The organism is Paenibacillus tengchongensis, from assembly GCF_008973665.1.
In the GTDB taxonomy this organism is placed as follows: Bacteria; Bacillota; Bacilli; order Paenibacillales; family Paenibacillaceae; genus Paenibacillus_AQ; species Paenibacillus_AQ tengchongensis.
Window position 1 is genome coordinate 147,668 of the sequence record NZ_WACP01000007.1, and the last position, 22,605, is coordinate 170,272.

Consider the following 22,605-nt stretch of genomic DNA (forward strand, 5'->3'; position numbering starts at 1 on the left):
CGGTAAAAGCGTACTTATGCCGTAACGGAGGAGCCTTCGGCGGTGACGCTGCTCAGGCCGTTCACAGTATAGTCTTTGCCATGGACGGTAATGGCAGCTGGAACTTCAGTTTCGTTGATTACAGTGACCTGCAGGTCGGTTACCTTGACCTTCAGGCGGGCGCCGCGGAACATGATTTTGAAGGAATAGGAAGTCCAGTGTCCCGGGTTGGAAGGATTCAGAATCAGGCGGTCGCCTAGCACACGCAAGCCGCCGAAGCCGTGAACGATCGACATCCAGGTGCCGGCCATGCTGGTCGTATGACAGCCGTCTTCCGTATCGTTGTTATAGTTGTCGAGATCCAGCCGGGAGGTGCGCAGATACATCTCATAAGCCTTCTCCTTGTAGCCCAGCTCGCTGGCGAGAATGGAATGGATACAAGGCGAGAGGGAGGACTCGTGCACGGTAAGCGGCTCATAGAAATCGAAGTTCCGCTTCTTGGTATCCAGGTCGTAACGGTCACCCAGGAAATAGAGGCCTTGCAGCACATCTGCCTGTTTAATGTAGCAGGAGCGCAGAATGCGGTCCCAGGACCAGTTCTGGTTCAGCGGCAGATTCTCCGGCGAGACTTCCTTGACCGGAATTAATTCTTTGTCCAGGAAACCGTCCTGCTGCAGGAATACACCCAGGTCTTCATCGGCCGGATAGTACATCTTGGCGATAATCTCCTGCCATTTAGCGGTTTCGCTGTCCTGCAGCTCCAGCTTATCAGCCAGCTCGGCATAGCGTGCAGCTTCATGCTCCTGCAGGTATGCCAGGGATTCCAGCGTGTATTCCATGGTCCAGGAGGCAATACGGTTCGTGTACCAGTTATTGTTGACGTTATTCTCGTATTCATTCGGTCCGGTTACGCCCAGCATGACGTACTGGTCTTTGCGCGGCGCATAGTGGACGCGTTCCTCCCAGAAACGGGAGATTTCGACCAGCACTTCGAGACCGTATTGACCGAGATAGGCTTTGTCGCCGGTATAGTTCACGTAGTTGTAAATAGCGTAGGCAATGGCCCCGTTACGGTGAATTTCTTCAAACGTAATTTCCCATTCGTTGTGGCATTCCTCGCCGTTCATCGTAACCATCGGGTACAGCGCGCCCTTCTTGAAGCCGAGCTTGCGGGCGTTTTCCTTTGCTTTTTCCAGGTGCTTGTAACGGTAGATCAGCAGGTTGCGGGCAATGCCGGAGTCTGCGGTGCTAAGATAGAACGGTACGCAATATGCTTCGGTATCCCAGTAGGTGCTGCCGCCGTATTTTTCACCCGTAAAGCCCTTTGGTCCGATGTTCAGACGGTCGTCTTCACCGGTGTATGTCTGGTTAAGCTGAAAAATATTGAACCGGATCCCCTGCTGCGCCGAGACATCGCCCTCAATAATAATGTCGCTTTCCTTCCATTTCTCGCCCCAAGCCGCCGCCTGTTCGGTGAGCAGCAGAGCAAATCCGGCTTCGCGGGCGTTCTGCAGCGCAGTCTGCGCAGCTTCCACCAGCTGGCCGAGCCCGTAATTGCGGGAAGTGACATTCGCCGCATACTTATAAATAACCACTTGCTGGCCGGCTTGCACGGGAACAGCCACTTTGCTGCCCACGTATTTCTCCTGCTCCAGCGCCTCGCCTTCGGCGGCAAGCTTCTCGCCGTTCACCACAATGTCAAAGGCGAAGGCAGAGGTTACGTGAAAATCAAGCTTCTTCGTCTTCAGCGTCAGGTAACCGCCGTCCGCTGCCGCTTTCTTCTCCACTTCGTTCCAGAACTTCTCGTCATAGTTGGAATCCTTGTTCTTCACGTCCCCGTCAAGATAGGGGGTCACCGTAATAATGCCCGAGAAGTTGAGCGGTGTAACTGAATAACGTATGGCGCCGATCTCATGGCGGGCCATGCTGACGATGCGGATGCTCTCCACCTTGACTTCCTTGCCGTCCGTGAGGGTGGCCGTGAAGCTGCGGGAGAGTGTGCCTTCCTTCATATTCAGCTCGCGGCGGAATTCACCCACGGTGCACGCGGCCAGATCGAGCGGAGTGCCGTCCAGGTCGATGTTGATGCCGATCCAGTTCGTGCTGTTCAGCACCTTGGCAAAATACTCCGGATAACCGTTCTTCCACCAGCCGACCCGTGTTTTGTCCGGATAGTATACACCCGCCATATAACTGCCCTGCAGGCTGTGGCCGCTGTATTGCTCTTCAAAGTTGGCTCTGCCGCCCATATAGCCGTTCCCGATGCTGAACACGCTCTCGGAAATTTCCTGGGTATTCGGATCAAAGGATTCCTCAATGATCGACCACTCGTCAATTTTTAAATATTGTTTCATGAAATACCGGCTCCTTTTGAATAAAGGTTATTTATGAGATGAACTATGCGGCAGGCAATCCGCGAGAATAGCTCCCGCCAATAGTTCGGGTAAACGTTGCACATAGGATATCTCTGATCAGACAGCAATAAGATGCTCAGACAGCGGCAAAAGCTTCCCGCAGCCCGGCGACGCTGACCTGTGCCAGGGAAGGAACGACCAGGTTCGCGGCTCCCAGGGTGTCGGGCGAACCGATGCCGACGCTGCGCATACGTGCGCGGGTGGCTGCCTCAATTCCGGCCTCGGCATCCTCGAAGACGATGCAGTGGGCGGGCTCTGCGCCGACGGCCTGAGCGCCGAGCAGGAACACCTCGGGATCCGGCTTGGCTGCACTGGTATGCGTGCCGTCGATGATGGCGTCGAAATACGGAGTAAGCCCCGTATTGTTCAGGATCGTGGCCGCATTCTTGCTGGCGGAGCCCAGTGCGGTCTTGATGCCGGCGGCTCGGCATTCCTGCAGGAACTCCAGTGCTCCCGGCAGAATCTCGGAGCTGTCCATCCTGGAGATATATTCGACGTAACGGTTGTTCTTCTGCTCCGCCAGCCGGGCCTTCTCGGCCTCATCGAAAGTGAGCCCGCCGATTTCGAGCAGAATATTAAGCGATGCAGCCCGGCTGACGCCCTTAAGCCGCTCATTGTCCTGTTCGGTGAAGACGAAGCCAAGCTCCTCCGCCAGCTCCCGCCAGGCAATAAAGTGATATCTGGCCGTGTCGACAAGCACGCCGTCCAGATCGAATAAGCAGGCTTTGATTTGTGACATGTTGATCCTCCTAGAAATTTGAATAATATGAGCGTTCCAAAATAGCGCAAACGTTTGTACAATTAGTGAAAAAATAAATGAAGCGTTTAGGCTTCATTTATTCCTGTTTCCGCAATCATTTCTTCCCGGGAGCATACATAGATGACTCTCTGACGATCAACCGGTGGGGAATTACAAACCGGTTCGTATATCCGTCATGGTTATCCGGCTTCTGGATGGTCTGAATAAGGACCTGGGAGGCCGTATAACCAAGATGATAAATGCCGATGTCGATACTGCTGATCGGCGGACTGGACAGCTCCGAGAGCGGAATGTTATTGAAGCTGACAATCGCCAGGTCTTCGGGGACCTTGTACTTCAGCTCGTTCAATCCGCGCAATACGCCGAAGGAGACCATATCGTCGACAGCGACCAGCGCGGTCGGCCGGTTCGGGAGATTCATGAAGAATGACATCGCCCGGTATCCGCTATCCTGCAGGAATTCGCCTTCCACAATCCATTCCGGCCGCATTTCGAGACCGTTGCTCTCCATCGCCATGCGATAGCCTTCCAGACGGTCGCGGGAAACGATCAGATTCGGCGGTCCGCTGACGAAGCCGATGCGCTCATGGCCCATGGCAATCAAATGATTCGTCGCATCAAAGGCAGCCTTGATATTGTCGTTATCCACGGAAAGAATATCCTCGTAACGGTCGCTTCGGCCAATCAGCACGAAGGGGTAACCGCCGGCTTCCAGGAAATCAATCACCGCGTCGTCTTTACGCGAATACAGCAGAATGACGCCGTCTACACGGCGCCCCTTGAGCAGGCGGGAGACCGCCTCAAGCTCTTCACGCTCATTCGCGCCGGAACTGATCAGCACATCGTAGCCGGAACGGCTGGACTGTGTGACGATCCCGCGGATCAACTCCATAAAGAAGAGATTGGAAAACAGTTCTTCTGCCGGTTTCGGAAGGATGATGCAGATGCTGTTGGTGGTCTTCGAAACGAGACTCTTCGCCATCATGTTCGGCGTGTAGCCCATTTCCTCCATAATCCCTTTAACCTTGCGGGAAGTTTCTAGGCTAATTCTGGGATGGCCTGACAACACCCTGGATACTGTGGAGGGAGAAACTCCCGCTTTCTTGGCCACGTCCTTTATGGTAACTGTCATAGAAACCTCCTAATGGAACCGTTTGCTTTACAAAGTAATATTAATCGAATCGCAGATAATTGTAAATAGTGAAACTGTTTTAAACCGCCAAAATACTGATCTTTTCGCCAGATCGACGCTTCTTATCTCCCCGAATATTTACTTGCGGAACAAAAATTCTCCAGTTATCCGTCTGCTGAAAGAAATGATAGAGAAAATAATGCGGCAAAGGAGTCCGGGGAATGTGCAAACGTTTTTTGTCGGTAAATCCAAGGATATTCTACTGATTTTTAATTCGTTTTGTGCAACTTTGTGCAATTATACGTTGAGAGTGTGATTTAATCCGTAATAATTATTTCTCCGGAAAATGAATTTTGCCAGTTGACAATGCGGAAAGTTCAGGATTAGTATGATAAAAAGAACATAAAGCGCTTACAAAGAGGATTTCCGGCCGTGTTTTCGGCTGGTTGATTTTCCGTTGCGCGTAATGGCTGTGTTCAGCTATTTTTGCAAACGTTTGCGCTATGTGTGAGGTGAAAACATATCAGGAATAGGGGAGGTGACCGGAGCGTCCATTGCTTGTCTTAACCGCAAACAACATAGCGACAGGGAGGTTTTTAACGGATGAAATGGGCATTATGGGGCAAAAAGGCATTTGCGATCAGCATGATTATCGTTTTGGTCTGCTCCTATTTTACAGGTTACCCGGCAAAGGTGGCTGCGGCTGAAACAACGAAGGTTGTGCTGGCAGGAAATCTGCAGACCAAACTGGGGAACACCAAGGACTGGGATGAGAAATCCACAGTTACGCAAATGACCTATCTGGACAATGGTACCTATACCTTTACCGGAACTTTACCGGCGGGAACCTACGAGTATAAAGTGACTTTGAACGATGCTTGGACGGACAATTTCGGCATTGCAAGCTACACCAATCCAAACGGCGCCCAGAAGGGCGGCAATATTGTCCTTACCCTGGCCGAAGATACGGCCGTAACGTTCTATTACAATGACATAACGAAGAAAATTGCGGATTCGACGTATTATCATCCCGTCTCGCCGCGTCTGACAGGAACACTGCAGACCGAGCTGGGCGAAGCCGCAGACTCATCGCCGCAAACGGCGCAGACTATACTTGCCGACACGAACTTCGACAATGTGTATGAACGCAAGGTGAACTTGCCGGAGGGCGATTATACTTACCAGATTTATATTCCGGGTACTGCTTCTGCGGAAGAGCAATTGTATCCCGAACAGGCGGAGGCGCTGAGCCTGCCGCAGGATCTTGCCGTTACCTTCAGCTACAGTGCAGCGGATCACGGAGTGAAGGCAGACTTCACCGTGCCGGTACCAAAGCCTGAGCCGGGAGAAGTTATTCCGGTGCCGGAAGGGCATATCCGCATTCACTATCAGCGCGAGGACGGGAACTACAAGAACCAGGGAGTGTGGATATGGGAAGGTGTACCTGCTGAAACCACGGGATGGCCGTACGGCGCTATTCCCATTCCGGAGGGACAAACGGACAGCTATGGTGCTTACATTGACATTCAATTGAAGGAAAATGCCAAGAACATATCGTTCCTGATCGTCAACATGGTAACCGAGGAGAAGGACGGCGGCAACAAGCTGTATACAATCGGCACTCCGCAGACCAATGAGGTCTGGATCAAGACGGGATCGGATAAGGTGTCACCTTATGAACCGGTAGAACTGCCTGCCGATACAGTGCGCATTCATTACAACCGAGCAGACGGGGATGAAAGCTCTTATGGTGTATGGCACTGGGAAGACGTAGCCCGGCCGTCCGAGACGGTGGGGAAATGGCCGGAAGCCGCCACTGCGTTCCCGGAAGGCCAAGTGGACAGCTACGGCGCTTATGTGGATATTCCGCTGACCGAACAGGCCAAAAAAATCGGCTTTGTGATCGTCAACCGCTCCACCGGGGAGAAGGATGGCGAGAACAAAACCTTTTCACTGCTGGACCGTTATAATCAGCTTTGGATTACTGAGGGCAAGGACACTGTTTACGTTTCTTCCTTTGGTGAACTGCCGGTAAGCCTGGCGTCCGCCGAAGTCGTGTCCGCGACCGAGCTGCTGCTCGGCTTTACATTGACCGACGGACTGGATGCAGCAACGCTGCAGAACGGAATTACAGTGCTTGACTCTGACAATTCAGTCATTCCGGTCAAGAGCGCGGCAATCCTTAACGGCATACAGGTGAAGGTCACTACCGAAGCCTTCAATCTGGATAAAACCCCGCTCAGTGTAACGTACTCCGGACGGACCGTCTCTGCCGCAGGCGGCTGGCGGATGATCGATTCGCTCTACAACTATACGGGCGATGATCTCGGTGCCACTTATAATTCTGCGGATCATACGGCGACGCTGAAGCTGTGGGCCCCGCTGGCCGGCAGCGTGGTGGCCAATTTATACGACAAAGACGATGCCGCCGTGCATGTCGGGCAAATCAGCCTGTCCCGGGGCGAGCAGGGTGTCTGGTCGGCTACGCTTAAGCCGTCCGACCTGAAGGAAGTGCCGGGCGCAGACGATGTGCGTGGCTACTATTATCAATATGAAGTGACGAATAACGGTGAAACCAAGCCTGTACTGGATCCTTACGCCAAATCGATGGCCATGTTTACAGTCAATTCTGCGGGCCAGGCAGGTGCGGACGGCGATACCGTCGGCAAGGCTGCGATCGTCGACTTAAGCGCTACCAATCCGGACAGCTTCACCGCTGCGGACATCGACGGATACGAGAAGCGCGAGGATGCGGTCATTTATGAGGTGCATGTCCGCGACTTTACCTCCGATCCTTCCATCGAGAGTACGCTGGACGGCGAGCGCTGGGGCTCCTATGCCGCTTTTGCCAAGAAGCTCGATTATATTAAATCACTTGGAGTTACCCATATTCAGCTGCTTCCGGTAATGTCGTGGTACTATGGCGACGAGACGAAGATGGGCGAACGCGAAGGCGGATACTCCGCCCAGAACAATGAATACAACTGGGGGTATGACCCGCACAGCTACTTCTCGCCTGATGGCGCTTATTCAGAGAATCCTGCTGACCCGGAGCTGCGGATTAAGGAACTGAAGGGCCTGATTGACGCCGTCCACGAGGCGGGTATGGGCGTAATTCTTGACGTTGTATACACCCATATGGCGAAGAAGGATTTCCTGAACGATATCGTTCCGAACTATTATTTCTTCCAGGATGCGACCGGCAATTTTGTCGGCGGCTTCGGCAACAACCTGGCAACCAGCCACCTGATGGCTGAGAAGCTGATGGTCGATTCCGTTAAATACTGGTTCAACGAGTACCGAATCGACGGTATGCGCTTTGACATGATGGGCGATGCCACCCAGGATGCGGTGCAGGCCGCCTATAACGCGGCGGCGGAGATTAACCCGGACGCGCTGTTCCTCGGCGAAGGCTGGGAGACGTTCAGCGGCTATGCTTCCGACCCGGCTCTTACAGGCAAAGGGGCGGATCAGAACTGGATGAACAAGACCGACGATGTCGGCGTCTTCTCCGATGAATTCCGCAATGAGCTGAAATCCGGCTTCGGCAACGAAGGCCAGCCGCGCTTCCTGACAGGCGGCGCACGTCAAATCTCTTACATGCTGGATCTGATTAAAGCCCAGCCATCCAATGTTCCGGCAGATGATCCGGGCGACATTATTTCTTATATTGAAGCGCATGACAATCTGACGCTGCACGATGTCATCGCGCAGTCGATCAAGAAAGACCCGGCGATCGAAGCGAATGAGCTGGAGATTCAGCAGCGCATCCGGCTCGGCAACCTGCTGGTCATGACTTCGCAGGGGACACCGTTCATCCAGGCCGGCCAGGAATACGGCCGCACCAAGGAGTGGAAGGCGGAGGGCGTTCCCGAGCAGAAAGCTACCGAGATGTTTGATGAAAGCGGCCAATCCTTCGGTTATTTCATTCACGATTCCTATGATTCTTCGGATGCGGTCAACATGTTTGACTGGTCGAAGGTCACCGATACGGCCAAGTATCCGGTACAGAATTTGACCAAGGATTACACTGCAGGCCTGATTGAATTGCGGAAATCGACCGATGCTTTCCGTCTTGGCGACCAAAGGCTGACCGATACCAATGTGACCCTGGTTGAGGCGCCTGAAGTGAAGGAAAGTGATCTGCTGCTTGGCTACAAGAATAAAGCGACGGATGGAACCGGCCTTTATTATGTATTTGTGAATGCCGACGGTGTATCCAGAACCCTGTCGTTGTCCGAGGATCTGACGGGAGGCACGGTGCTCGTGGATAGCGATGAAGCAGGTATCCAGGCTATTCCTGCCGCGGATCAGACCGGCTTCACGCTGACGGATAAGGCCATTACACTGGACCCGCTGACTGCGGTCGTCATCCAGGTGGATGCCGAAGCTGCCGTGCTGACTTCTCTGGAGACGGACAGCGCCGGGTATGACCTGGAGCTCGGCAAGACTCATCAGATGAAAGTATCCGCTCTTTACGATGACGGCAGCAGACGGACAGTCACGGGCAGTGCGTCCTATGTCTCCGACAAGCCGGAAGTGGCGGCTGTGACCAATAAAGGTGCGGTTAAAGCAGTCAGCAGCGGATCTGCCAACATTACGGTGAGCTATGGCGGCAAAACAGTGACCGTACCTGTCAAGGTAAAACGGCCTGTGCTGGACAACAAACGCTACGTCGAGTTTACGTATATCCGTCCGGACAAGGACTATACCGACTGGAACATGTGGGTCTGGGAGAGCGGTGCCAGCGATGGCCAGGTTGACCTGGACACAGCCGAGGGCGGTAAGGTTACCGTGCTGGTCGAAGTTGGCAAGGATATTACCCGGATGGGCTTCGTGCTGCGGAAAGGCACCGACTGGTTAACGGGCAAGCAGGATATTCAGAATGACCGGTACATTCCGCTGCCTGCAGGCGAGAGCTATATCAAGGTAACGGTAACCAGCATGGTTCAGGAACTGGATGTAACGCCGGTTATTACTGGCCCTGTCCTGGAGAACGGGACCGTTCAGTTCTTGTACCGCGATCCGGAGCTGTTCCGGCTTGGGGACGTCTCACCGATTACGGATATTAAGGTTAAGGTGAACGGAACCGAATATGCGATGACCTATGATCCGGAGAATGAATGGTTCAGTTATACCCTTACCGGGCTGACAAACGGTACGTATGAATATACCTTTGTTGTGACCAAGGACGGGGAGACCCGCGAAATCACCGATCCGAAGAATACGGTGGACGGCAAATCATCGGTTTATTACCGCAATCCGAAGGTTACGCTCACGGCCTCGGTAAGCCCGGCGGCGATAACCTCCGACGAGAATGCAGTGGTGGAGGTTCAGGCCGTTTCGGACGAAGAGGTGACGTATAGAGCGGGATATCTCGATTTGAGCGAGCTGGGCGGTCCGTCGGCGGTACCGCTGGATACGGAGCTGCTGAAACAGACGGTTGCGGTCAGGGACAACGTTCCGGCCGGAATCAAGACTATTCCGGTAACCCTGGTGGACCAGTACGGCAACCGTCACCAGCAGCAGGCGACCATTCAGGTCAAGGCCAGAACCTATACAGGGGATGCACTTGATTTTGATTGGGATGAGGCGCGGATTTACTTTGCGCTGACCGACCGCTTCAAGGACGGCGATGCCAGCAACAATGAGAATGTGGATAAGGATCATCTCGAAGCTTATCATGGCGGAGATTTCCAAGGAATGATCGACAGTCTGGATTACCTGAAGGAACTGGGTATCAACACGCTCTGGATTACACCGGTTGTCGACAATATCGACTTTAACCAGGGAGCAAGCTTTGGCAAGCAATATGCTTATCACGGCTATTGGGCCAAAGATTTCACCCAGCTTGACGAGCATCTCGGCGACATGGAAACCTTCAAGGAGCTGATCGAGAAAGCGCATGACCGCGGCATCAAAATCATGGTCGATGTCGTGCTGAACCACGCCGGCTATGGCCTTAAGGAAAGCGACACGGCTTCGGGCGTAACCGCCGAAGATAAGGCGCGCTTTGCCGGCATGCTGCGTACGGACGGCGTAGATACAGATAAGGATGTCATCAAGGGAGAACTGAGCGGCCTTCCGGACTTCAAGACGGAAGATCCGGCTGTACGCGAGAAGATCATTGCCTGGCAGACGGGATGGCTGGAGAATGCCCGGACGGACCGCGGCGATACCATTGATTACTTCCGCGTGGACACTGTCAAGCATGTAGAGAGCACTACCTGGAAAGCGTTCAAGAATGCGTTGACCGAAATTGCGCCGAAATTTAAAATGGTTGGCGAGTACTTCGGCGGCACCATTGACAATAACGGCGGCTATCTGCAGTCCGGACAAATGGACAGTCTGCTTGATTTCGGCTTCAAGGAGCAGGCCAAAGCGTTTGTGGGCGGAAGCATCGAGGCGGTCGACGGCTACCTGCAGGAGCGTGAAGCGAAGATCGACAATACCAAGATGATGGCGCAGTTCCTGAGCAGCCACGACGAGGACGGATTCCTGACCTCGGAGGCGGTGAATGGCGACAAGGGCAAGCTTAAGGCAGCTGCGGCGCTGCAGATTACTGCCAAAGGCCAGCCTGTCATCTACTATGGCGAAGAATTGGGACGTTCCGGAAAGAATGCCGGTGATATGTCTAAGGGCGAGCTGAGCGAGAACCGCGCCGACATGCCTTGGGATCAGCTGGAAGCGGAAGCGGACCTGCATGAGCATTACCAGAAGCTGCTGAGCATCCGGGCGAAGTATTCCAAGCTGTACTCGAAGGGTGAACGCACGAAGCTGGCGGGCTCCGACGAGACCGGCTACCTGGCATTCGATAAAGCATATTTAGGAGCGCATATCGTTACAGTAATCAACACGAACGCTGAGAAGGTGAATGCAGCGATTCCTGTACCTTTTGCGGCAAACAGCGCCGTGAAGGATGAATACAGCGGCAAGCAGTACCGTGTGGCTGCAGATGGCACAGTTGCATTTGAGCTGCCAGGCAGAGATGAGGGAGGAACTGTAATTCTTACTGCCGTTCCTTATGATGGAGGAACACCTGCACCGGCTCCTGCGCCGACCCCTGCTCCGACAGCCCCTGCTGCGGCCCAACTGGTCGGCAAGGACATTCTGTCCGCCGTCAAAGACGGCAAGGTGACAGTGAAGGTGGAGACGGGCAAGCATGCCGTACAGCTGCCGGTGGATGCTGCTGCTGTTATGGGCGCAAGCGATCTGGAGCTGCAGATGAACGGGTTGACTGTTACGCTGCCGAATGCCGTGCTGGCTGCGCTGCAGAAGTCGCTCACCGCAGCGCAAGCGGATGGCGCATCCATTACTTTCGCGGCTGCGCCGCTCGAGGAGGCTGCCGCGAAGGCGCTGCTGCAGAAGCTGAACAGCAGCAGTACACAGGTGAACGCAGTGTCGGACATCTATGATTTCCGTCTGCAGATGATGCTGAAGGACGGTTCTGCGGTTCCGGCGACGGCCTTTGACGAACCGGTTACCCTGGCCTTCCAGGTGAGCGGAAGCCCGGACAGCGACCTGCTGGGCGTGTTCCATCTGGACGCCGGCGGAGAACTGGATTATGCAGGCGGCACGCTGCACGACAAGACTGTTACAGCCCAAGTGACGCATTTCAGCCAGTACGCGGCGCTTGAAGTCAAGAAGACCTTCAAAGATGTACCGGCTGCACATTGGGCGTTCCAAGCGATCCAATCGCTTAGTGCGAAGCAAATCGTGAACGGTGTGAGCCAGGATGCCTTCAATCCCGGAGGCAAGGTGACGCGCGCCGAATTTACCGCGCTGCTGGTCCGCGCGCTGGGACTGCAAGGCACTGGCCAGGGCGCTTTCGCCGACGTAGCGGCGGGTGCATGGTATGCCGCCGATGTGAACACGGCGGTCAGTCTGGGGATCGTGAACGGACGCGGCGAGGGCCGCTTCGCACCGAACAGCACGGTCACCCGCGAGGAAATGGCGGCGATGCTGATCCGTGCGCTGCAGGTCAAGGAAGGACGCGAGCTGACTGCGGCAGCTTCAGCATCGTTCACCGATGCCGCTGACATCAGCGCATGGGCTGCGTCTTATGTTAACGCAGCCTCCGACCTGAACCTGATCCAGGGCCGCGAAGGCGGCGGATTTGCACCGAAGGCCGCGATGACCCGTGCCGAAAGCGCACAGGTCATCTACCGCCTGCTTGGCTTGTAAGGGCTGCTGTGACTAGCGGCACCGGGCAATTAACCGGTCACAAGAAATAAAGAAAGGCACTCTTCTTCGTGAAGAGTGCCTTTCTATGTTGTGCGGCTTTGTGTTCTGAAAGCTTACCGGCAGTATGCAGGTGTCCGCTAAACTGTTCATAACAAACTGCAAGCTAGCAGTTTCAACAGGCAGGCTTAGACATTCGGCCCTGCAGTGCTGATGCTATATCTGGGCTTTCAGTACCATATAGCCGTACCCCGGCAGCTTGACCGTCAGCCTGCCGCGTTCGGCCCGGAGCGTATCCCCTGTGAAGAGGTTGTTCCACTCCCGTTCATCCACGCTCAGCTGGAAGGTTTGTGCGGTTTCCTCCGTATTCATCAGCACGATAATTACTTCACCGCCGAGGCTGCGCTCGTAGGCCAGCTTGGTGCCCTGAGGAGCGGCTTCCAGGAAAGTGATGGAGCCTGTCCGCAACGCCGGATGGGCGGCGCGGATACGGATCAGCTGCTGATAGTACCCGAATAGCCCGCGGTCCTGCTTCGCCGGGTCCCATTCCATACATTTGCGGCAGCCGGGATCGTTCTCACCGTCCATGCCGATTTCATCGCCGTAGTAAATGCACGGCGTTCCCATGAAGGTGAACTGGAAGAGTGCGGCCAGCATGAGCTTGTTCTTGTTGCCTTCCGCGAGTGTCAACGCGCGCGGTGTGTCATGGCTGTCCAGCAGATTGAAGGCAACCTCGCTGGCCTGGAGCGGGTAGCGCGAAAGCTGGCTGCCGATGGCATGGGCGAAGCCCTCCGCATCCGCATTTCCCTGCACGAAGAAGTCCAGTACCGCATCGGTGAACGGATAATTCATCACCGCATCAAATTTGTCGCCCTCCAGCCAGGGAGCAGATTCATGCCAAATTTCACCGAGGATATATGCATCGGGATTGGCAGCCTTTACGACTTTGCGGAAGTCACGCCAGAAGGCATGGTCGACCTCATCGGCCACATCCAGCCGCCACCCGTCGAGCCCGACCTCCCTGATCCAGAATTCAGCTACTTTGAGCAGGTAAGCTTTGACCTCGGGATGCTCTGTGTTCAGCTTCGGCATCAGCGGCTCAAAGGCAAAGGAGTCGTAATTCGGGATATTGTCGATAACCTGGAGCGGAAACTCACGGACATGGAACCAGTCTTTATAAAGAGAGGCTTCGCCCTTCTCCAGAACGTCGACGAACGGGGCGAAGGTACGGCCCGAATGATTGAATACGGCATCAAGCAGCACACGGATTCCCCGCTCGTGGCAAGCGCCGACCAGACGCTTCAAGGTCTGAACGTCCCCGAAGTGCGGATCGACCATCATATAATCTTCTGTATCGTATTTATGGTTGGTCGTCGCTTTGAAGATCGGCGTGAAGTAAATGGCTGTAATGCCAAGCTCGGTCAGATAATCGAGATGATCGATAACCCCCTGCAAGTCTCCGCCAAAGAAATTATGCGGAGTCGGCGTTCCGCCCCATGGCTCTACATCCTCGGGGTCAAGCGCAGGGTCGCCGTTCGCGAAGCGTTCAGGGAAAATCTGATAAAACACAGCATCCTTTACCCAAGCCGGCGGTGTAAACACATCGATCGGATTGAGGAACGGATACTCGAACAGCTTGAGCGGACTGGCCGGGCGTTCGGTGACGAAGCCGTTTTCAGTCATCCAGATACGTTCTGCATCCTTTTGCAGCAGGAAGCCGTATTTCAGTCTCCGGAGCTTGGGCACCGACTCACATTCCCAGTAATCGAACATGGCATCCGAGGTGAACAGCTTCATAGGAATCAATTCTTTGGTGGTATCCCAGGCGTATTTGTCGCCGACCCAGGCGAACACTTCAGTCAAGTCGCCTTTTTTGGCGCGCAGGCGCAGATGGATGGTCTGGCGGTCATAGGCATAGGACCAGTTCAGGCGGGGACGGTGATAGACAGCTTCAAGCAACATAGATGAATCCTCCTAAAATAATTGATACACAGCATTCCTGTAAGCGGCCTTACATATGTACTTTCTGGTGAAACTATCTCTGCGATCGCTCGCTTGTCAAGCGCAAACGTTTGTACAAAAAGCGAAAAAAATAAACGAAGCCTATGGCTTCATTTTTCGGCCGATTGTCTATTCATCACCGAGGGTCTGATGGAATCGTTTGCTTATAAACATATTAATCAAGCATGGCTAAATTGTAAACAGAAATGCTGGAGGCTGGAAAAATGGCAAGCCAGCCTCCATATATTCTCCTGAGGGCATCCGGATACATAAATGGTCGAAAAGAGCAGAAATTAAGCAGAGGTCATTCTGTGCCGGAGCATCCTGCACTGATTCGGGATCCGGGTGCAGACAACTACATCTTATCGCCGACGCAGCGCTTTGCACAAACCGTTGCACGTACGGAAGATTTTGCGGGTTGCAGTTTATTGAAAATGAAGCGGTACATTTGGGCTAATAAACCCTCATAATGTATTTTTTGCAGGCTCATTGTGGACATGAATCCAAAACGAAAAGTAAAAACGAGTGAAAATAAAAGGAAATCGGAGTAAATATGCGATATTCGGCGTAATCATCTTATATTTTTATAAAAACGATTAAAAATGGTCAAATTAGATATGTGCAAACGTTTTTACAAACCATTATCTGTGGTGTATGATTATTTCAGCAATAAAGCGCTTTCTATAGATTTGGCAAACGATTACCCAGAGTTAAAACACAAAGATAGCATTTCATTTTTATTTTATTGGAATCGTTTGCGCAACATCTCGGAAGGTCTTTCATTTGAGTTAAATAACAGGAGGGGTTATCTGTAATGAAAATGAAAAAATGGATGATGGTCACAGCCGTTGCCACAATGGCAGCATCGCTTGCAGCTTGCGGAGGCAACAACAATACTGCGAACAACGGCAACACGGAGCCGACGAATGCACCGGCAGAAAGCGCAGCTCCAGCCGGAAACGCCGGCGGTGAGAACACTGGCGGCGAAACCGCCCAAATCACACCTGAGGATGGCGCAACCCTGGTTGTTTGGGAAAGTAAGGAAGAAAGAGCCTTTACCGACGCCATTGCCAAGGAATTCACGGAGAAATACAATGTTCCGGTAAAAATTGAAGAGCTGTCGCCGGTAGAGCAGGTTACCAAACTGTCCCAGGACGGTCCTTCCGGTCTTGCTGCCGACGTTATCCTGATTCCTCACGATAACCTGGGCAGAGCCGCAAGTGCACAGCTGTTGCTTCCAAACGATGTGTTTGAGCAAGAAACTGTTCAGAACAATACGGAAGCTTCGATTACGGGTTCCAGCTATGACGGAATGCTGTACGGCTATCCGCGTGCGGCTGAAACTTATGCTTTGTATTACAACAAGTCTCTTGTTACTGAAGCGCCAAAGAGCTTTGATGAAGTCATCGAATTCGGCAAAACCTTCACGGATAAAGCCCAGAACAAGTACGGAATTATGTGGGAAGTCGGCAACATGTACTTCAACTATCCGTTCATCGCATCTAACGGCGGATATATCTTCGGGGATAACGGTACGAACAAGGATGATATCGGTATCAATACCGACGGCGCCATCCAAGGCTTGAGTGAATTCGTGAAGCTGAAAGAAGTGCTGCCAATCAACAGCGGCGACATTAACCCGGACATCAAGCGCAGTCTCTTCAACTCCGGCGATGTGGCCATGGATATCAACGGACCTTGGGAGCTGGCCGGTTACAAAGCAGCTCTGGGAGACAACCTGGGTCTGGCACCGCTGCCGACCATCGGCGGCAAGACGGCCATCTCCCTGGCCGGCTTCAAGATCTTTGCAGTTAACGCCTATACCCAATATCCAAATGCCGCTAAGCTTTATGCCGAGTTCGCTTCCAGCAAGGAAGCCCAGCTGAAGCTGAACGAACTGGTCGGATCGATTCCTACCAACCTGGAAGCTTTGGAAGACCCGCAAATCAAGGATGACGTTTATGTATCCGCTTTTGCTGAACAGGCTACCAACTCCCAGCCAATGCCATCCATCCCTGAAATGGGCAATGTATGGAGCCCTGTAAATGCAGCCCTGCCGGAAATCTGGGACAAAGGCGCAGACCCTAAGACTGCCATGGACAAAGCAGCCCAACAGATCAAGGATCTGAACAACGGCTCTGCACAGTAAGCATCTACAGGTCTAATCCAACAGTGAATTTATGAAATCAAATCGCCCGCCGCCCGGTTGCGGCGGGCGATTCACTGATTTCCCAGGAGAGGAGAGCGGAAGGGAAATGCAGCGACACCATACTAGAGCTACGATACTGTCGACCTTGTTTATGGGATTGGGACAAATATATAACCGCCAATTTATCAAAGGTATTATTTTTATCATTGTAGAGGCACTAAGCTTAACTTACTTTATTCAGAATCTGGGACGGGCATTCTGGGGAATCGTCACTTTGGGTACTGCCACCCAGCACTTCGAGAAGGTCAACGGAATTGCCAAGCTGGTCAAAGGCGACCATTCTATATTCATTCTGATTCAAAGCTTGATTACGCTTATATTCTTTGTGCTGTTCCTGATTGCCTGGTATATGAATATCCGGGATGCTCGCAAGACAGGGGCTGCGCGGGACGCAGGCCATACTCCCGCTACATTTAAGCAGAGCATCCGCTATATCCTCGATTACAAGTTTGCGCAGACCTTTCTTATCCTGCCGTCAATAGGTATTCTGTTATTTACAGTAATGCCGATCATCTTCATGGTCCTGCTGGCGTTTACGAACTATTCTGCGCCTAACCATATGCCTCCGGCCAAGCTGGTAGACTGGGTTGGCTTTGAAACCTTCCGTAATCTGCTGGTGCTTAAATCCTGGAGCCAAACCTTTTACGGGGTACTTACCTGGACTATTATCTGGGCCGTTTTGTCCACGGTTACGACCTATTTCGGCGGTATGCTGGTCGCGATGCTGGTCAGCCAGCAGGGCATCCGTTTCAAGGGCGTCTGGAGAGCTATCCTGATTATTCCTTATGCTATTCCGCAGATGATCTCCCTGCTGCTTATGCGCAACCTGTTCAACGGCCAGTTTGGCCCGATTAACCAATATCTGAAGTTCTTCGGACTCGGCGGCCTTCCATGGCTAACGGATCCGTTCTGGGCCAAAGTAACGGTTATCGTAGTTAACATGTGGGTCGGCATTCCGGTATCCATGCTGCTGATTATGGGGGTTCTGACTACGATTCCGCGCGACATGTATGAGGCGGCCGAAGTAGACGGGGCGACCAACTATCAGAAATTCCGGATTATTACATTGCCGATGGTACTGTTCTCGACGGCACCTACCCTGATCGCCCAGTTTGCAGGCAACATCAATAACTTTAATGCGATCTTCCTGTTAACCGGCGGTAATCCTCCCAACGGGGATTATCAGTATGCGGGTTCCACCGATTTGCTCGTAACGTGGCTTTATAAGCTCACGCTTGACCAGAACAAATACAACATGGCATCTGCGGTCGGAATTATCATCTTCCTGATCGTAGCCAGCTTCTCGATTTACAATTACCGGCGGACGAAATCATTCCAGGAGGAGGACATGATCCAATGAGCGGAGTAAAAATTAGAAGAAGAATACGGCTCGGATTAAGTTATTTGATGCTGCTGATCCTGTCTGTTGCAGCACTCTATCCTGCCATTTGGATTTTGTTATCGTCGCTGCGGCCAGGCAAATCCCTTTACAGCAAAACACTGATTCCTGAAACATTCACGCTGGAGCATTACCGGGCGCTCTTCTATGATCCCACCCTGCTGTTCCCTACCTGGTGGCTCAATACCTTAAAGATCGCTTTATTCTCAATGGTTCTGGGCGTTTTCCTGACCTTGCTTACCAGTTATGCGGTTTCCCGGTTCAGATTCAAGGCACGCAAGACCACCATGTCGGGCCTGCTGGTGCTTGGTATGTTCCCGGGCTTCATGAGTATGATTGCCATCTATCTGCTGCTCAAAGAGTTTGACCTGCTGGATACACATATGGCGCTGATTATCGTGTATGCAGCCGGGGCTCCGCTGGGCGGGACGCTGATTGCAAAAGGGTTCCTCGATACGATACCGCGTTCGCTGGATGAAGCCGCGCGCATTGACGGTGCCAGTAACTTTGGGATCTTCTGGAAGGTTATCCTGCCTTTGTCGAGGCCGATGATTACCTATATGGCGCTTACGCAGTTTGTCGGGCCATGGGTCGACTTTATCTTCGCCCGGCTCATCCTGCGGACCAAGGAGAAATGGACGGTAGCCGTCGGGATGTGGGATATGGTGAATTCAAACCAGAACTCCAACTTCACGACCTTTGCGGCCGGAGCGGTACTGATCTCTATTCCGATTATGATTCTCTTTACCTTCCTGCAAAAGCTGCTCGTCGAAGGATTGACAGCTGGCGCGAGCAAGGGTTAATCAGCTCTTACTGCTTTGCGCTTTAACGAAAACAAGGTACAGCCTTCATTTGACTGCGAAGGGTGTACCTTGTGTTTTTTCAATCCCAAAATGGCGTATCTCCGTGAAACACCTGAATGGACATTCATGTAAAATCCTGCATCATTGTGGGTTACACAGGAACTCCTGCCGGAGCGCCTGAATTAGGCTTCAAGGATAAAACCCACCACTGTGGCGTTATTTTATTCTATGGGGAGAGTAGACTTATGAAACAGCAACGAAGCCTGCGTCTGCAATCGGTTGGCGTCAAATTGTTCGTAATTCTGTTCAGTACGATTCTGTTATTGTCTTCAGTGCTTGGTTTGACTTCCTATTACACGGCAAAAGGGATCATCACCGATGAGGTGGCGGCCGCCTCCTCCCAAGCGATTGTCCAGGCCGCCGATAAACTCGACTTTCTTTTTACGGAATATGAAGCGCTTTCGCGGCAATTTGCCGTGGATCAGGCGCTCAAGGCCGATCTGGAGGCGGTGAATGCTCCCGGGATCGGGACGGTGGACAAGGTAGCCGCCGAAGGGCGTATCCGCAGCAAGCTGGATGCCGTCAAGGGCTCCGATGAGCGTCTGATGGGGATCCGGCTGGTTTCCCGCAGCCTCGCTGAAGTTGAGTCTTACAAGACCTCGGGCGTTACGGGAATCCGTACCGACGAGGGCATCCTGGCGAGAATCAAGCAGATTGACGAGGCCAAGGGCAACCCGGTGTGGTTCCCGGTCCGGCCGAAGGGCTTTTTCGATACATATTCGGAAGCTTCGCTCACGATGGGGCGGCTTCTGCGCAATATGCAAAATCCGCAAGCGGAGTATTATATGCTGATTGAGATCAAGCGGGATGCTCTGAACGGGATGCTCTCGAACTTGCACATCGGCCAGGGCGGCGAGCTGCGCATCCTGGATGATGCTGGAAGCGTCGTGTATGCGGCGGATGATGCCCTGCTGGAGCAGCCTTCATTCATCAAGCCGTCTGCGGCTCTGGCCGAGCCGCAGACGGAGCAGGAAATGGACCGCTCCTTTATGGCGGATGATGAAGCCGGAACGGAGCAACTGGCGGTGTACCAGCCGCTGACTACAAGCGGCTGGACACTGCTTGGCTACGCGCCGGTCAGCGATTTCACCAAGTCGGCTGACCGCCTGCTGTATATTACGCTGCTTGTGGTGCTCGCGGCGGCGCTGATCGCTCTCCTGATCGGTTATGTGCTGATCCGTCTGATCGGCCGGCCGCTGGGCAAGCTGGCCCGGTTGATGGAGGAAGGAGAACAGGGCAATCTGCAGGTACGCACCCATTTCAAAGGGCGGGATGAGATCGGCCGGCTCGGTCACAGCTTCAACCGGATGATGGAGCAGATTTCGCGGCTCGCCGGACAGAGCGGAACCTCGGCGAAGGAGGTCCTGTCTACCTCGGAACAGCTGGTTCATGCTTCCGGGACGATTGCGGACCATGCCCGTGAGCTGGCGGTAGCGACGGATGAGATTGCCCAAGGCGCCGCCAGTCTGGCAGCGGAAGCGGAGAGCAGTAACCATGATGTGGAACAGATGGGCGGAAAGATGCAAGAGGTGGACGGGATTAACCGGGTCATGGACACGGCAGCCGGGAAGGTGATCGCAGTCAGCGAGCAGGGAGCGGAGCTGATGAAGACGCTGGTAGCGCAGAGCGAGTCCACCGTGCAGATGATGCGGCTGATTGAAGAGAATTCGGCCAAGCTGCAGGAGAGCACGCATCTGATCCGCAATATTCTGGCGCCGATGATCGCAATGAATAAGCAGACCAATATTCTGGCGCTTAATGCCTCCATTGAAGCTGTCCGTGCCGGAGCAGCCGGCAGGGGCTTCGTTGTCATCGCCGACGAGATCCGTGCGCTGGCCGGCCAGTCCAGCCGGTCGATTGCCTCCGTCTCGCAAATTACGGAGGAGATCGGACGGAGCATCGAAGACACCGTCAAAGTGGTGGGCGAAGCTGTGCCGCTGTTCAGCGGGCAAATCGGTTCCGTACGGGAGTCCTCGCAGATCTTTGCCGCAGTACGCAAGGAGATGGAGGATTTTATCGGACTCTTAAGCCAATCCTCCGCTGCGGTTTCTGAGCTGACGATCTTCCAGTCGCGTCTTGGCGAGTCCATGGGCAGTGTCCGTTCCGTTGTGCAGCAGACCAGCGCATCTACTGAAGAGGTAGCGGCAATGTCTTCCCGGCAGCTGACGGTCAGCGGCGAATTGGTCAGCCTGTCCAGGCAACTGGAGGAGCTGGCGGAAAGCTTGAAGCAATCGCTGGTGTCTTTTCAGGGACAGGCCGGAGAATCGGCGGTGAACCCTTCAACGGAGCAAGCGCAGGAAGGCGGTAACCAGTAAATTTCAGGATAAACTGAGGCTTGCAGAAATAAGTCGGCGCAGCTTGAATAACCCTCTTACCGCTGATGCGGACAGGAGGGTTATTTGCTTTCTACGTAAGGCGGCAGCCAGCTGCCGTCTGCAGATGAGCCGGATCAGGAAAGCCTTCTGCACGCTGCGCAGCTCAGGACTTGGCCGGCTCTCTTTTGCCGAAGAAGCTTCTCAGCGCCTGGTACACTTCCTTCTTATCCTTAATGACATAGTGCATAAACTGCTCCTGCTTCAAATGGCGGTAAGCGGACATCAGGGTGCTGCTGCGGTTGTACTGGTTGACTTCCCCGTAGCCGAACATGTTGCTGCGCTTCAGCAGCTCGCCGATCAGCTTCACGCAGCGCTCGTTGTCCGAGGTCAGATTGTCGCCGTCCGAGAAATGAAAAGGGTAAATATTGTATTTGGCCGGCGGATAGCGGCTGTCGATAATCTCCAGCGCCTTCTGGTAAGCCGATGAACAGATCGTGCCGCCGCTTTCGCCGCGGGTGAAGAAATCATGCTCGCTGACCTCCTTGGCTTCCGTATGATGGGCGAGGAACACAATCTCCACCTTCTCATATTGGCGGCGCAGAAATCGGGTCATCCAGAAGAAGAAGCTGCGGGCGCAATATTTTTCGAACGTGCCCATCGAGCCGGATGTATCCATCATGGCAATGATCACCGCATTGGAGTGGGGAACCGTGATGTCATCCCAGGTCTTAAAGCGCAAATCGTCGGGACTGATGCTGTGGATGCCGGGACGGCCGCTGCTGGCATTGCGCCGCAGATTCTCCAGCAGGGTGCGTTTCTTATCGATGTTGGACATCATGCCCTTCTTGCGGATATCGTTGAAGACGATGGATTTGACCTCGATTTCCTCTTTATCCTTAGGTCTTAGGTGAGGCAGCTCCAGCTCCTGAAACAGAATATCCTCCAAATCCTCAATATCCACCTCGGCCTCGACCGTATCTTGACCCGGCTGGTCTCCGGCCTTGTCGCCTTTACCCGGCTGGGAGGACTGCGAATCGCGGCCGAGCACATCGCCTACCTGGCTCTCGCCGTCGCCTTGCCCCACATGCTTCTGCTTCCTGAAGTTATAAATGATTCTGTACTCATCCAGGCTGCGGATCGGCACCTTCACAATCTGCTTGCCATCCGACATAATAATATTCTCTTCGGTCACAAGGTCGGGCAAATTATCCTTGATCGCTTCCCTGACCTTTTGCTGATGGCGTTCCTGATCCTGATGGCCTTTGCGGTGCAGGGACCAGTCTTCTTTGGACACGACAAACGAAAATGGACTCGGCGAATCGGGCAAACGGACCACCTCCCATGAAAGTTCA

The 22,605-nt window shown here is 53.5% G+C and carries 10 protein-coding genes; 5 read left to right on the forward strand and 5 right to left on the reverse strand.

Annotation, left to right across the window (positions count from 1 at the left end; genetic code table 11):
- Window positions 1-14: 14 nt before the first annotated feature.
- From F1381_RS13650 to F1381_RS13660, 3 genes are all read right to left on the reverse strand, one after another.
- A complete protein-coding gene (locus F1381_RS13650) occupies window positions 15-2,333 on the reverse strand; it encodes a glycoside hydrolase family 65 protein (RefSeq protein WP_151735404.1) in 2,319 nt (772 codons plus the stop codon).
- A 136-nt stretch (window positions 2,334-2,469) separates the two neighbouring features.
- A complete protein-coding gene (gene pgmB / locus F1381_RS13655) occupies window positions 2,470-3,132 on the reverse strand; it encodes a beta-phosphoglucomutase (RefSeq protein ID WP_151735405.1) in 663 nt (220 codons plus the stop codon).
- Between the two features lie 115 nt (window positions 3,133-3,247).
- Window positions 3,248-4,285, reverse strand: a complete 1,038-nt coding sequence (locus F1381_RS13660) for a LacI family DNA-binding transcriptional regulator (RefSeq protein WP_151735406.1) — start codon at window positions 4,283-4,285, stop codon at window positions 3,248-3,250.
- A 603-nt stretch (window positions 4,286-4,888) separates the two neighbouring features.
- Here F1381_RS13660 and F1381_RS13665 point away from each other — a divergent pair.
- The gene (locus F1381_RS13665) at window positions 4,889-12,469 is read left to right on the forward strand and encodes a pullulanase (RefSeq protein WP_151735407.1); all 7,581 of its coding nucleotides are present in this window, start codon (window positions 4,889-4,891) and stop codon (window positions 12,467-12,469) included.
- Window positions 12,470-12,682: 213 nt separating this feature from the next.
- Here F1381_RS13665 and F1381_RS13670 read toward each other — a convergent pair whose 3' ends face one another.
- Complete coding sequence (locus F1381_RS13670; protein WP_151735408.1) at window positions 12,683-14,428, reverse strand: alpha-glycosidase; 1,746 nt, start codon at window positions 14,426-14,428, stop codon at window positions 12,683-12,685.
- An 853-nt stretch (window positions 14,429-15,281) separates the two neighbouring features.
- On the opposite strand from F1381_RS13670, the gene F1381_RS13675 reads away from it, so the two are divergent.
- The 4 genes from F1381_RS13675 (at window position 15,282) to F1381_RS13690 (ending at window position 21,253) form a co-directional block, all read left to right on the forward strand.
- Window positions 15,282-16,616, forward strand: a complete 1,335-nt coding sequence (locus F1381_RS13675; RefSeq protein ID WP_151735409.1) for a sugar ABC transporter substrate-binding protein — start codon at window positions 15,282-15,284, stop codon at window positions 16,614-16,616.
- A 106-nt stretch (window positions 16,617-16,722) separates the two neighbouring features.
- Window positions 16,723-18,036, forward strand: a complete 1,314-nt coding sequence (locus F1381_RS13680) for a carbohydrate ABC transporter permease (protein ID WP_151735410.1) — start codon at window positions 16,723-16,725, stop codon at window positions 18,034-18,036.
- Window positions 18,033-18,878, forward strand: coding sequence for a sugar ABC transporter permease (locus tag F1381_RS13685; RefSeq protein ID WP_151735411.1), 846 nt, complete (start codon window positions 18,033-18,035; stop codon window positions 18,876-18,878). The genes F1381_RS13680 and F1381_RS13685 overlap by 4 nt, the downstream gene beginning before the upstream one ends.
- A gap of 245 nt (window positions 18,879-19,123) precedes the next feature.
- Entirely contained in the window at window positions 19,124-21,253 is a 2,130-nt protein-coding gene (locus F1381_RS13690) for a methyl-accepting chemotaxis protein (RefSeq protein WP_151735412.1), read from the forward strand.
- A 163-nt stretch (window positions 21,254-21,416) separates the two neighbouring features.
- On the opposite strand, the gene yhbH is transcribed toward F1381_RS13690, so the two are convergent.
- A complete protein-coding gene (yhbH, locus tag F1381_RS13695) occupies window positions 21,417-22,580 on the reverse strand; it encodes a sporulation protein YhbH (protein ID WP_151735413.1) in 1,164 nt (387 codons plus the stop codon).
- Window positions 22,581-22,605 lie beyond the last annotated feature (25 nt).